This window comes from Exiguobacterium sp. 9-2, assembly GCF_036287235.1.
Classification (GTDB): domain Bacteria; phylum Bacillota; class Bacilli; order Exiguobacteriales; family Exiguobacteriaceae; genus Exiguobacterium_A.
Map to the genome: position 1 here is coordinate 1,740,615 of NZ_CP142850.1, position 13,362 is coordinate 1,753,976.

14 protein-coding genes are annotated in these 13,362 nt (G+C 46.2%); 12 read left to right on the top strand and 2 right to left on the bottom strand.

The annotated features are described in order from the left end of the window. The first annotated feature begins 27 nt into the window (after window positions 1-27). The 6 genes from VJ374_RS09305 (at window position 28) to VJ374_RS09330 (ending at window position 4,755) form a co-directional block, all read left to right on the top strand. Window positions 28-285 carry an RNA polymerase sigma factor gene (locus VJ374_RS09305; RefSeq protein WP_056062036.1) on the top strand — a complete coding sequence of 86 codons (258 nt, stop codon included), beginning with the start codon at window positions 28-30 and terminating at the stop codon, window positions 283-285. Between the two features lie 257 nt (window positions 286-542). After that, entirely contained in the window at window positions 543-743 is a 201-nt protein-coding gene (locus tag VJ374_RS09310) for a cold-shock protein (RefSeq protein ID WP_023468529.1), read from the top strand. 82 nt (window positions 744-825) lie between these two features. Beyond that, window positions 826-1,191: a nuclear transport factor 2 family protein gene (locus VJ374_RS09315; RefSeq protein WP_035407460.1), complete on the top strand. Its 366-nt coding sequence runs from the start codon at window positions 826-828 to the stop codon at window positions 1,189-1,191. A gap of 124 nt (window positions 1,192-1,315) precedes the next feature. Further along, window positions 1,316-2,380 carry a 3-phosphoserine/phosphohydroxythreonine transaminase gene (serC, locus tag VJ374_RS09320; protein WP_329468650.1) on the top strand — a complete coding sequence of 355 codons (1,065 nt, stop codon included), beginning with the start codon at window positions 1,316-1,318 and terminating at the stop codon, window positions 2,378-2,380. Continuing rightward, window positions 2,381-3,538, top strand: a complete 1,158-nt coding sequence (locus VJ374_RS09325; protein WP_056062043.1) for a phosphoglycerate dehydrogenase — start codon at window positions 2,381-2,383, stop codon at window positions 3,536-3,538. 14 nt (window positions 3,539-3,552) lie between these two features. Next, window positions 3,553-4,755: a DUF1015 domain-containing protein gene (locus VJ374_RS09330; RefSeq protein ID WP_329468653.1), complete on the top strand. Its 1,203-nt coding sequence runs from the start codon at window positions 3,553-3,555 to the stop codon at window positions 4,753-4,755. 55 nt (window positions 4,756-4,810) lie between these two features. Here VJ374_RS09330 and VJ374_RS09335 read toward each other — a convergent pair whose 3' ends face one another. Beyond that, window positions 4,811-6,583: a glycoside hydrolase family 13 protein gene (locus VJ374_RS09335; protein WP_329468655.1), complete on the bottom strand. Its 1,773-nt coding sequence runs from the start codon at window positions 6,581-6,583 to the stop codon at window positions 4,811-4,813. A gap of 209 nt (window positions 6,584-6,792) precedes the next feature. On the opposite strand from VJ374_RS09335, the gene VJ374_RS09340 reads away from it, so the two are divergent. Together VJ374_RS09340 and VJ374_RS09345 are read left to right on the top strand one after the other, a co-directional pair. Then, window positions 6,793-7,506 carry a YebC/PmpR family DNA-binding transcriptional regulator gene (locus VJ374_RS09340; RefSeq protein ID WP_329468658.1) on the top strand — a complete coding sequence of 238 codons (714 nt, stop codon included), beginning with the start codon at window positions 6,793-6,795 and terminating at the stop codon, window positions 7,504-7,506. Window positions 7,507-7,751: 245 nt separating this feature from the next. Beyond that, a complete protein-coding gene (locus VJ374_RS09345) occupies window positions 7,752-8,045 on the top strand; it encodes a hypothetical protein (protein ID WP_035407444.1) in 294 nt (97 codons plus the stop codon). Window positions 8,046-8,084: 39 nt separating this feature from the next. Here the strand turns inward: VJ374_RS09345 and VJ374_RS09350 are convergent, their stop codons facing one another. Beyond that, window positions 8,085-8,336, bottom strand: coding sequence for a hypothetical protein (locus VJ374_RS09350; protein ID WP_329468661.1), 252 nt, complete (start codon window positions 8,334-8,336; stop codon window positions 8,085-8,087). A gap of 357 nt (window positions 8,337-8,693) precedes the next feature. Here VJ374_RS09350 and VJ374_RS09355 point away from each other — a divergent pair, with 357 nt between their 5' ends. From VJ374_RS09355 to VJ374_RS09370, 4 genes are read left to right on the top strand one after another with little or no spacing between them, the layout of a single operon-like run. After that, window positions 8,694-11,099 carry a Na+/H+ antiporter subunit A gene (locus VJ374_RS09355; RefSeq protein ID WP_329468663.1) on the top strand — a complete coding sequence of 802 codons (2,406 nt, stop codon included), beginning with the start codon at window positions 8,694-8,696 and terminating at the stop codon, window positions 11,097-11,099. Beyond that, window positions 11,096-11,536 (top strand): Na(+)/H(+) antiporter subunit B, encoded by a 441-nt coding sequence (locus VJ374_RS09360; protein ID WP_329468665.1) that lies wholly within the window; start codon window positions 11,096-11,098, stop codon window positions 11,534-11,536. The genes VJ374_RS09355 and VJ374_RS09360 overlap by 4 nt, the downstream gene beginning before the upstream one ends. A gap of 1 nt (window position 11,537) precedes the next feature. After that, window positions 11,538-11,879, top strand: coding sequence for a Na(+)/H(+) antiporter subunit C (locus VJ374_RS09365; protein WP_023468540.1), 342 nt, complete (start codon window positions 11,538-11,540; stop codon window positions 11,877-11,879). Next, complete coding sequence (locus VJ374_RS09370) at window positions 11,872-13,359, top strand: Na+/H+ antiporter subunit D (protein WP_329468668.1); 1,488 nt, start codon at window positions 11,872-11,874, stop codon at window positions 13,357-13,359. The genes VJ374_RS09365 and VJ374_RS09370 overlap by 8 nt, the downstream gene beginning before the upstream one ends. The last annotated feature ends 3 nt before the right edge of the window (window positions 13,360-13,362 follow it).

Genomic DNA, 13,362 nt, shown 5'->3' on the forward strand with positions numbered 1-13,362 from the left:
AGAAAACTGTCGAAGAAGGAGTGACCTATGTATTCAGACACTGATTTGCTCAATCAAATCAAACAGCGTGATTCTGTCGCGCTCGAACGATTATACGATCGTTACGAAAAAACACTCTTTCTTTTATTTCGTCGTACACAGGTCGATGAAGCACTTATTCATTCTGCAATGACCGAATTATTCCGAACTGTTTGGGAACAACCGACACGTTACCCGAACTTCCAAGGATTCATTTTGCATACATTACGACAACTCAGTAGTAAAAGAGAACATATTCCGACTTAATTGAAAGAATCAGTTATACTCTTTCGACACAGGTAAAATGAACCCTTTAATTCAATGATGTATTTAGAGAAGAACAGCTTACTTTGTTTTACTTTGTTCTTTTTTTGTTTTGTCCTTTCTTTTTCGATACGGGCATGCTATATTATTAAGTAATTATTGTTGTTCGGTGGAGATACGAAGTGTTTCACTTTATATTCGATGAAATTGATCACGGTAGTAATAATCAGTGTGCCAGTCACACGCAGGAGGCAATACACATGGAACAAGGTAAAGTAAAATGGTTTAACGCAGAAAAAGGATTCGGCTTCATCGAGCGCGAAAGCGGAGACGACGTATTCGTACACTTCTCAGCAATCCAATCTGAAGGTTTCAAATCACTTGACGAAGGTCAAGAGGTTTCTTTCGAAGTTGAAGAAGGTCAACGCGGACCACAAGCAACTAACGTTGTAAAACTTTAATTTCTTTTAGACCCTGCTCCGGCAGGGTCTTTTTTTGTTTAAATATGCTACACTGGCGATTCAAGAAGAAAGGAGATGTAACATGACACTCGAACAAACCGTGCAACACCTTAAAGATGCTATGCTAAAAGGAGATTCATCACAAGTTTCACATCTATTATCTCCCGAATTCACGTTCATCGATGCGTTAGGGCGATCGTTCGACGCCGAAACGTATCTTGATCATTACGTTGACCCTGCGAATATCCGCTGGTTATCCCGGACCGATGATTTTTCATACATTGATCACTTTGAAGATACAGCGATTCAGTATAGTTTAATAGAAGATCGTTTTGAATACGGGGCAACTCAATACGTAGGACGTTTCCGGATCGTATCAATCTATCGTGCTACGTCAGATGGTTGGAAATGGCACTTTGGTCAATTAACATCTCTTGATCCGTCGTGACGGATTCAAGAGATGTTTTTGTTTTCATTTTCCATTCATCGTTAGTTAGAATTGCTTCTCATTTTTCATTCCGTTACACTTGAGTGGTACATATTTTCTGAAAATTCAAGAAGGAGTGTATCCCATGACGGTTTATAACTTTTCTGCCGGTCCTGCAGTCCTTCCTGCCCCGGTCTTAATGAAGGCTCAATCCGAGCTACTTAATTATGAAAATTCAGGACAATCGGTTCTTGAAATGAGTCATCGTTCGCCAATCTTCGAATCGATTCGAGATGCAGCCGAACAATCATTGCGAAGGCTCATGTCGATTCCTGATACGTACTCCGTCTTGTTTCTTCAAGGTGGAGCTACACTTCAGTTCGCGATGTTACCCCAAAATTTAGCGACGAAGACCGGACGGATTGATTTCATCGATACCGGTGGCTGGTCGACCAAAGCAATTACGGATGCCAAACAGTATGCGACGGTTAATGTCCTCGCCTCTTCTGCTGATCACGGTTATCGCTTCATCCCAGAAGGTCCGTTCGCGTCATCAGCCGACTATTTGCACATCACTTGGAACAACACGCTCGAAGGAACGACGTATCACACACCGCCTCACGTCGATGCGTCACTCGTCGCCGACGTTTCTTCTTCCATTTTGTCTGAATCTTTGCCAGTCGAGGCATTTGATGTGTTGTACGCCGGTGCTCAAAAAAACCTTGGCGTCGCCGGTTTGACGGTTGTCATTGTAAAAAATGAGCTACTTGATCGTGTTCCGGATACGATTGGTACCTATTTACGGTATGACATTCATGCAAAACAACGGTCTTTGTATAATACACCGCCGACATTCAGTCTTTACATGACGAAATTAGTACTCGATTGGATTGAAGAGACGGGACTCGAGACGATTGAGGCAAGAAACGTCTCACAAGCGCGCATGTTATATGAAGCAATTGATCAATCCGATCTATTTCATAACCATGTAGCCATCAAGGATCGAAGCCGGATGAACATTCCATTTTCGACCGGAAGTGAGACGGAAGACGCTGCTTTCTTGACCTTCGCTGCGCGTCACGATCTAATCAATCTTGCCGGTCATCGTTCGATTGGTGGAATGCGCGCGAGTCTTTACAATGCGATGCCGACCGAAGGGGTTACGGCACTGATTCACATCATGCACCGTTTTGAACAGGGGGAACGTTAAATGTATCAAGTCCAACTATGGAATGATCTATCGGATAAAGGATTAAAACGATTCACAGACGACTATCACGTCCAGCGAGAAACGGAGCAGCCAGACGCCTTTCTCGTCCGCAGCAAGGATTTACATGACATGCGCTTTCCGGACAGTCTTAAAGCCGTCGCCCGAGCTGGCGTCGGCGTCAATACGATTCCACTCGATCAACTTGCGAACCGCGGGATTCCCGTCTTTTCGACACCAGGCGCTAATGCAAATGCCGTCAAGGAACTAGTCATCGGCAGTTTATTCCTGACGGCGCGAAAGCTCGTCCCTAGTCTGCTTTGGACGAACAACTTACGCGGACCGGATATTCCGGAGCGGATTGAAGCGAACAAAAAACAATTTGTCGGAACGGAGTTGCTTGGGAAACGAATCGGAATCGTAGGACTTGGAGCAATCGGCGCGAACTTAGCCAACACTCTCCATGAGCTTGGCATGACCGTTACAGGCTATGATCCACATATGTCCGTTGAGTCCGCTTGGCGCGTCTCAAATCAGATTCAGCGGGCAACACAGCTCGAGGATCTGCTCGCGACAAGCGACTACATCACCTTGCATCTTCCGCTCGTTGACGCAACGACAGGTTTACTCGATGCATCACTCTTGTCGAAGATGAAACACGGCGCGACTTTGCTTAACTTCTCTCGTGGCGAACTCGTCGATGAACAAGCGTTAGCCGATGTACTCCGGTCTGGTCGTCTGGCCAATTATGTGACGGATTTCCCGAATGCCTTCATCTTGTCCCTTCCACGGGTCATCGCTTTGCCACATATCGGGGCATCAACGAGTGAAGCGGAGGAAAACTGTGCCATCATGGCGGTCGATCAACTGCGTCTGTTCCTTGAGACAGGAAACATCCGTAATGCTGTCAATTTCCCTGCTGTCGAGTTACCGTTCACCGGAAAACGACGGATTACGATTGCTCACCATAACATTCCGAATATGGTCGGTCAAATTGCCTCCGTGTTAGCACAAGAGTCGATCAATATCGCGAATATGATCAATGGTAGCAAAGATGCTATTGCCTATACGATCATCGATATCGATAACCATGCGGATGAGTTGATTTCGCTCGACCGACTGAATCAGATTCCTGGCGTCTTGAAAACACGTCTACTTTAAAAGGAGTGATCCCCATGCCAACGTTTGAACCTTTTGCGGCGTTACGACCGGATTCAAAATATGCAGCAGACTTTGCCGCCTTACCGTATGATGTTTATTCTCGCGATGAAGCACGATCTGAGATTCGTCGTCATCCGCTGTCTTTTTTACGGATCGATAAAGCAGAAGCCACGCTTCCGTCATTAATCGCTGAAGATGATCCACGCGTTTATCAGCAAGCAGCTCTTGCCTTCGAAGAGAGTCAAACAAACGGCATCTTACAGCTCGACACGGACGAGACGTATTACATTTATCAACTGTCTGACGGGACACATATCCAATCCGGTTTCGTCGGATGTGTTTCCGTTAACGATTATGAAACGAATCAAATTCGTAAACATGAGTTCACGCGTCCGGACAAAGAGCGCGATCGTGTCCGACATGTCGAACATCTAAATGCTCATACGGGACCGATTTTACTTGCCCATCAAACGGATGCCCAGCTTCAAGAAATCGTCTCGACGATTACTGCAGGTGATTCTCTATACGACTTTACTGTCGATGGAATCACACACCGAATTTTTAAAGTCATCGATCGCCATCATCTGTTGACGATCGGAAGCCAGTTCGCGCGCCACGACGCCCTCTATATCGCTGATGGTCACCATCGTGCTGCAGCGGCAGCCGTCGCTGCCAGTCGGACGGATCAGGAAGAAGCCCAACGCTTCCTTGGTGTCTCCTTTCCGCAGGAACAATTACGAATCCTCGGCTATCATCGGGTCGTTGAAGATTTGTACGGTCAATCCGTCGTTGATTTCCTTGAGCGATTAGCCCATCGCTTTACGATCACAAAAGGACGTGCCGAACAAACAAAACGTCACCAAATCGAGATGTATCTCAACCGGCAATGGTATACCCTTTCGTACGATTCTGAACGAACAGGGACGAAAGCGAATCTCGACGTGTCGATTTTACAAGAAGAGTTGTTGACACCGTTACTCGGTATCGAAGATCCACGGACGGACGCACGTATCCAGTTCGTCGGTGGTCATAAGGGGTATGCCGGTCTTGAGCAAATCGTGGATTCCGGACATGCCGCGGTCGCTTTTCACTTGCATCCGACTTCGATCGAAGATTTAATGGCTGTGGCTGATGCGGGAGAAGTAATGCCGCCGAAGTCGACTTGGTTCGAACCGAAGCTTCGGAGTGGTTTACTGATCCATCCGTTTGATTCGTAATGCACACGCACTAAAAAAGCAAGTCGTGGATATCGTATCCGCGACTTGCTTTTTCTTAAACGTGTCGTAAAAGAAGAGCCGACACAGCTTCTACTTGAATAGTTCCCGACAACGTCGTTGCATCTAACAGACTTTCATATGTTTCTTCGAGCGAAAGAGATTGTTCTTCTTCACTTAAGTTGACTACGAGCAAGTAAATGTTTTCGCCCTGACGTCGCTCGACGACAAATATCTGTTTTGTATCATCGATCCTTTGGAATTGATACGTTCCGGCATTTGCTAAAACCGGATGCTGTTTTCGAAGGGCGATCAACTGTACAACGTGATCGAACAAATCACGGTTCTGCTTCGTCTCATCCCATTCCATGCATGCACGGTTGGCCGGGTCTTGTCCGCCCATCATTCCGATCTCATCACCATAATAGATGACAGGCGTACCCGGAAACGTCAACAGTGTAGTGAAGAGCAATTTCATCCGTTCGATATTCCCCTTCGCACGCGTTAAAGCACGCGGCGTATCATGCGAATCAATCAAATTGAACATGACCTCGTTGACATTTTGAGAATGCCAGTTTAAATTTCTGCTGACAGCATACGAGAAATCACGAACGCTGGTCTCGCCCGTCGCAAAACAAGTCAGGAAGCTCTCTGTCAAACCGTAATTCATGACGGCATCGAACTGATCGCCGAGGAGCCACGGTTGTGAATCCGTCCAACATTCGCCGACGATATAACACGTTCCGTTCGCAGCCCGGACTTCCTTTCGAAAGTCACGCCAAAACGCATGATCGACTTCACTTGCAACATCCAGACGCCAGCCGTCGATTCCGAATTCCTCAACCCAATAACGTCCGACATGAAGCAAATATTGTTTGACGTCTGGATGAGCGGTGTTCAACTTTGGCATGTTCCGTTCAAATGCAAACACTTCATAGTTCGGGATTGACGGATCGACCGGGAAGGAGTCAATCGTGAACCAGTTGACATATTTTGAGTCTTGTCCCTTTTCTAATACATCCTGAAATGCGGGGTGATCTTCACTAATATGATTAAAGACGGCATCGAGTAATACGCGGATACCATTCTCATGCAGCACATCTATCATCTTGCGGAATGTTTTCTCGTCACCAAAGGCAGGATCAAGCTTTAAGTAATCAAGCGTATCGTATTTATGATTCGATGGTGCTTCAAAGATTGGACAGAAGTAGACACCGGTGACGCCGAGACGTTGTAAATGATCGACGTGATCGATGACCCCTTGAAAATCTCCACCGAAGAAATTCTGAAAAGCTGGTGCTTCACTTCCCCACTCCTTCGCTCCCGCTGGATCGTTCGTTGGATCACCATTTGCGAATCGTTCTGGGAAAATTTGATACCAGACCGTATCTTTTACCCAATTCGGTGTATCAAAGACGTCCGTCGCATGAACATATGGAACAGAAAAATAATAGCCCGGATGATCGAGTGGCGCTTCGTCATACCAACCGCGTTCGGTCAAAACGGCTGTGGTTTCGCCATGAACCTCGAACCCATATCGTACCCGCTTTCGTTCTGGACGGATTGCAATGAACCAATAGTCATACGTCGCGTCACTTCCATTGTATTGCATCGACTTCTGTTGCACTTTCCAGGATTTTTCTTTCTCCGGATCAAAATTCCAATCTCGGTCTTCTTCTTTTTCCGCTTCCCATTCATAAGGATCACCATATATCAATTCAACTTTTTCAATATCGTCTTTAGCCGTCATGAGTCTAATATGAACGGTCTCTTGATCATAGGCATAAACGAATGGTGATAATGCGCGATGAACTACTCCAGCCTGGTTCAAATACTGTCACTCTCCCTTAAATTGATATTTCTCTAATTGATATTTCTCTATCGGTAAAGTTCCTTTCTTCCGCATCACTTAAACGCATTTAGTAGAAATTCAACTGTTCGACCGACATTTTAGTTCAGTCTATCAGGTAGTTTAAGGTATACTGATAACGCATAAGAAATCATGGATTTCTGACATTACGGAAAGAGAGTGGATACGAAATGGGTCGTAAATGGAATAACATTAAGGAAAAAAAGGCATCAAAAGACAAAAATACGAGTCGGATCTACGCAAAGTTCGGTCGTGAGATTTATGTAGCGGCAAAACAAGGCGAACCAGATCCAGAATCTAACCAAGCGTTAAAGGTCGTACTCGAACGAGCGAAGACATATAACGTTCCCCGTGCCATCGTTGATCGAGCGATTGAAAAAGCAAAAGGTGGAGCGGAAGAAAACTATGATGTACTTCGTTATGAAGGATTTGGTCCAAGCGGTTCAATGGTCATCGTCGAAACATTGACGAACAACGTCAACCGGACGGCTTCTGACGTGCGTGCTGCATTTGGGAAAAATGGCGGAAACATGGGCGTTAGTGGATCCGTTGCTTACATGTTCGATGCGACTGCTATCTTTGCGTTTGAAGGAAAATCTGCGGATGACGTGCTCGAATTGATGATGGAAGCGGATATTGATGTGCGCGACATCCTCGAAGAAGACGATTCTGTCATCATCTACGCCGAGCCAGAACAATTCCATGTTGTGCAAGAAGCGTTGAAAGCTGCAGGAATCACCGAATTCTCGCTTGCTGAACTCGTCATGCTCGCTCAAAACGAAGTCGTGTTATCTGAGGACGACGTTGCACAATTCGAGAAAATGATCGATGCACTTGAAGATCTTGAGGATGTACAACAGGTCTACCATAACGTAGAGTTATAATCAAAAAGACAAGGGGATGGTCGTAACCATCCCCTTGTCTTTTTGATTATACAGTTTCTATATCGGTTAACGCCCGTAATCGGTCACGCACCGTCTATCATCATCATAAAGTATGAAACGCGTTTCATAACAAGAATAAAAAAGATTCATTTGTGATGTTTATTTCTTCAATTTTATGGGAACAGTAATATTCGGAGTTAATTATAACTTATCTTGTTTTGAAGAAATAAAGGGAGGAACGAACGATGACATATTCTTTAATTGAAACATTTAAGCACATCGTAAGCGAGGCGACCCGTTTCAAACGTGTTGATTTCGGAGGTTACGATATTTATATGCAGACGACGGATGGACGAACGATTACGGCACATATCCGCTATGACGGTGGTGGCACTGATTTTAATGAGGCTTATTTGATGCTCGAATCTAGCACTGGACAGCGTCGTACAGCAACCTTAACGCTTTATCAGTTCGAACATCTCTCTTCTTATACCGCACACAGTGAACGGACACGTGCCCTTGTCACAACGAGTGCTTGATGATCAAAAAACACGCCTCTCATGCGAGAGACGTGTTTTTTAGTTTTCTTCTCGTTCTAAGCGTTCGAGTTCTGCGTGCGTTTGTGGGAATCCATTCGCTTGCCAATCTGCCCGATGAATGGAATCAAGCTGTGTCAGTCCGACTTCAGCCGGATCGCGTTTCGCGTCGACGCTTGGTCGATGATCAATATCGTTAGACGTCGTTTTTTGTTGTTGGTATTGTTGATAGGCGATTGTCGCAATCGCCGCTAAACCACCTAAAATGACACCTGTCTTGAATGTTGCTCTCATGAAAGTTCCCCCTCTATGATCATTAGTTGTGCTCTAGATAGATGTACCCGGGTTACTTGATTTTGAATCATTCTTCGCATGGATCAACGTGTTTTTGAAAAAAACAAAAAAAAAAAATCAACCTATTTCTGCCGTGTTCCTACATATTTAATAATCAAAAGAGAAAATGGCTCAATCCCTTATGCTTCAATGCTTCACGTCATGCAAGAAGGAAAAAAGTACGCTATACTTGATTCAGAAACATCTTCGACGAACAAAATGAATCGTGTTTTCTACTGGACAGTTCCGAGCTTCAACAGCTTGCGTTCGCGTCCCTTTTTCATTTTTGGTCGTCGATGTCACAAAGGAGGGAATTTCGTGTCCGTGATGCACGGGGCTATTCTACTGCCCATATTGATCAGTCTTTTCATTCCGCTTCTAGCGAAACGCCTTCCGAACATTCATACTGGTTGGTTTGTACTTGTAGTACCTGTACTGCTCGTTTCGTATTTCAGCCACTTTCTCCCTGGTACGATGTCAGGTGAGACCTTTACGGCACGCATGCCGTGGATCCCATCGCTCGGTATCGATTTCGTCACGTATCTCGACGGACTCGGCTTATTGTTCGCACTATTGATCACAGGAATTGGCTCACTCGTCGTTCTTTATTCCATTTTTTATTTAGATGCGAAAAAAGAATCACTCGGAACATTTTATGTCTATCTTTTGATGTTCATGACCGCCATGCTTGGGGTCGTGCTGTCAGATAACATGATCGTCCTCTATCTGTTTTGGGAATTAACGTCGATTTCGTCGTTCTTATTGATTGCCTACTGGTACGAGCGAGAACGTTCTCGTTACGGCGCTCAAAAATCGATGCTGATCACCGTCTTTGGTGGACTAGCGATGCTTGGGGGAATTGCGATTCTCTCTACACTCAGTGGATCGTTAAGTATTCGTGAGACCTATGCGTCGCTTGAGTCGATTCAAGGTGAACCCTTCTTTACGGTCGCCCTTGTTTTGTTCTTGCTAGCTGCCTTCACAAAATCTGCTCAATTTCCGTTCCATATCTGGTTACCGGATGCGATGGAAGCACCGACCCCTGTCAGTGCCTACTTGCACTCGGCAACGATGGTCAAGGCAGGGTTGTATCTTGTCGCTCGTTTCAGTCCGATTTTTGCGGATGAATCGCTTTGGTTCTATCTCGTCTCATCTGTCGGAATATTCACCTTATTCTGGGGTTCACTCAATGCGGTGAAACAACATGATTTAAAGGGAATCCTTGCTTACTCGACGATTTCTCAGCTTGGATTGATCATGTCCTTACTTGGACTCGGAGCAGCCGCCCTGCACGTCGACGCGTTAGATGACGGATTATATACGATTGCGACAGTCGCTGCGATTTTCCACCTGATCAACCATGCGACATTTAAAGGCAGTCTCTTCATGATGGCGGGAATCGTCGATCACGAAACCGGTACTCGCGACATTCGGAAGCTCGGTGGTCTTGCGCAACTAATGCCGATCTCTATGACGATCGCAATGATCGGGACCCTCTCGATGGCGGGAATTCCGCCATTCAATGGTTTCTTAAGTAAAGAGATGTTCTTGACGGGTGTACTTGAAGTTGCAGGATCAGATTTGTTCCACTTACCGTCTTACGGTTGGATCATTCCTGTACTCGCCGTCGTCGGAAGTATCTTCACATTCGTCTACAGCATCTTGATCGTCCGCAGAACGTTCTTCGGTAAGCGTCAAGACGATAAGTTGCCGAAGACACCCCATGAGGCACCGATTGGCATGTTGATTCCACCACTCGTCCTCGTCTCGCTCGTCGTCATCATCGGACTCTTCCCGAATATATTATCGGATACGTTGATTCGACCGGCAGTCGAAGCGATCTTACCGCAAGTCGTTGATGCGGGTGGGAAGATTGATGTGCACATTACGATGTGGCATGGATTCCAACCAGAATTTTTCCTGACGTTACTCATCTTTACAGTCGGGTTCATCTTGTATAAGACACTCCCACGCTGGCAGTCGCTCTATAATCGGATGCCTCGTGCAGTCTCCTTGAATCATCAATATGACGCTTTGTTACGCCGTGGTGAACAGACCTCGACAAAGATCCATGATACGGTCATGACCGGATACATGCGGTCGTATCTCATCTATATCTTCGGATTCATTGTCATCTTGATTTTGACAGCACTATACGGGTTCGACGCTTTCCGCTTCGCGGTAGACCCAATTAGCTCGATTCATGCGTACGAGATCATTCTCGCGCTCGTTCTTGTCTCAAGTGCTCTCTCAATCACTTTTGCACGATCGCGGCTGACATCGATCATCTTACTCGGTGTGACAGGTTATACGGTTGCTCTGTTCTTCGTCTTGTTCCGAGCTCCAGACCTTGCCTTGACGCAACTCGTCATCGAGACAGTATCGGTCGCTCTATTCCTACTCGTTTTCTATCATTTACCGGAAATCAGCCGGAAAGAAGAGCGAATTCCGTTCAAGCTCGGCAACGCCTTGATTTCGGCACTCGTCGGATTGACAGTGACCCTTGTTGCACTTGCTTCTCTTAGCCAACGATCGTTTACTTCAATCGCCAAGTATTACATCGATAATGTCGCTGATCTTGCCGCTGGCGGTAATATGGTCAACGTCATTCTTGTCGACTTCCGTGGCTTCGATACGTTGTTTGAGATTGCCGTTCTAGCACTTGCTGGAATCGGAATTTATACGATGATTAAATTCAGACAAACAGGAGGGATCGATAAATGAAAAAGCAGGCAAAAAAGCATACGAATGACGTCATCTTAGAGTCAGCAACTTCCTTTATCACGTTCGTCATCTTCCTGTTTGCTGTTTACTTGTTCTTTGCCGGACACTATACACCGGGTGGTGGATTCATTGGTGGTCTCGTGACGGCGTCTGCTCTTGTCTTGATCTTACTTGCTTATGATATCAAAACGTTGCGCCGGATTTTGCCATTTGATTATAAATGGATCACAGCACTTGGTATGTTGATTGCCGTACTGACGGCGTCAGGAGCGCTTCTGTTCAACGTGCCGTTCTTCACGCATGCGCATGACTATTTTACCCTGCCGTTGTTCGGTAAGACATCGCTACACACCGCGATGTTGTTCGATCTTGGCGTTTATCTTGTCGTCGTCGGTGTGACGATGACGATTATTCAAACGATTGGGGAGAGTGAATAATATGGAAATCATCATGGCAATCGCCGCAGGCATCCTGACGATGTGTGCCATTTATCTCATTCTTTCAAAAAGTATTCTTCGTATCATCATCGGAACAGGACTGCTCAGTCACGCTGCCCATCTGCTCGTCATGACGATGGGGGGATTAAAACGAGGCGCGGCTCCGGTTTTAAAGGACGGCGTGACTTCCTATACGGATCCACTGCCGCAGGCACTCGTCCTGACTGCCATCGTCATTAGCTTTGGTGTCACTGCCTTCTTCTTGGTGCTTGCGTATCGCGCTTATCAAGAGCTCGGGACCGATAATATCGAAGAGATGAAAGGAACCGATTCGAATGATTAACTTACCGCTATTACCGATCATCATTCCTTTGTTGACCGGTGTCATCTTGATGTTTTTCCCGCGATACCTCAAAGGACAACGGATCGTTTCCATCATTTCGACGATTTTAACTGTCTGTGCTTCCATCTACCTCGTTCTGACTGTCCGTTTGAATGGCATTTTAACCGTCACACTCGGTAGCTGGCCAGCACCTTTCGGGATTACGCTTGTCTCTGATATGCTGTCTGCCCTACTCGTCACGACGACGAGCATCCTCGTCCTTTGTATCATCTGGTATGCCATCGCCTACTTGAGCGACGCCTATCAACGGTACTACTATTTCATTGCCGTACAGTTCCTGCTCGTTGGGGTCAACGGTGCGTTCACGACAGGTGATATTTTTAATATGTTCGTCTTTTTCGAAGTCTTCCTGATTTCGTCTTATGTCTTAATCGTTCTCGGTGGAAAACCGGCCCAATTACGAGAATCGCTCAAGTATCTTTTGATTAACGTCATCTCGTCCGCGTTATTCGTCATGACGGTTGCCTTCTTGTACGGGATCATCGGTTCACTCAGCATGGCGGACATCAGTCAGAAGATCACAGAGATTGGACAACCAGCGATTCTAAACGTCATCGCCTTGTTGTTCCTGATCGTTTTCGGATTAAAAGGCGCGATTTTCCCACTCTACTTCTGGTTACCTGGTTCTTATCAAGTACCACCGACACCTGTTCTTGCCTTGTTCGGTGCCTTGTTGACGAAGGTCGGGGTATACGGAATTTTACGGACGTATAGCTTGTTCTTCTCAAACGAGATCGGAACAATTCATCAAATCTTAAGTGTCCTTGCCCTCAGCACGATCATCATCGGTGTGATTGGCGCATTAGCGACACGGGATGCGAAACAGATCATCATCTACAACATCATCGTCGCAGTCGGGGTCATCTTGTATGGGGTTTCCCTTATGACACCGCAAGCACTAGAAGGTGCGATTTTTTACCTGCTTCACGATATGGTGATCAAGGCTGCATTGTTCCTGCTCGTCGGCATCATGGTCGGAATTGCCGGATCAAATAAACTAAAGGATATGGGTGGCATGATCAAAGCCTTTCCGGTGCTGGGTTGGACATTCTTCATTGCAGCGTTATCGCTTGCCGGCATTCCACCGCTTAGTGGGTTCATCGGGAAGTTCTTGATTGTTCGTGGCGGCATTGAAGCTGGTGAATTGGTCGGACCGATCATCGTTCTACTATCCAGCCTGCTCGTCTTGTATTCGGTCGTCCAACTGTTCATGCGTGCTTTTTGGGGGATACCCAAACCGTACTCAGGTGAAAAGCAAGCGCTCGTTTCTCGACTGCTTACACCTGCGATTGCCTTAGTTGCGCTTAGCGTCCTCTATGGCGTAGGCGCTGAGGCGATGCGTCCACTGATTCAACAAGCCGTTGAACCTCTGACGAATCCAACGCTCTATATCGATGCCGTACTCAAAGGAGGTCGTTAATTC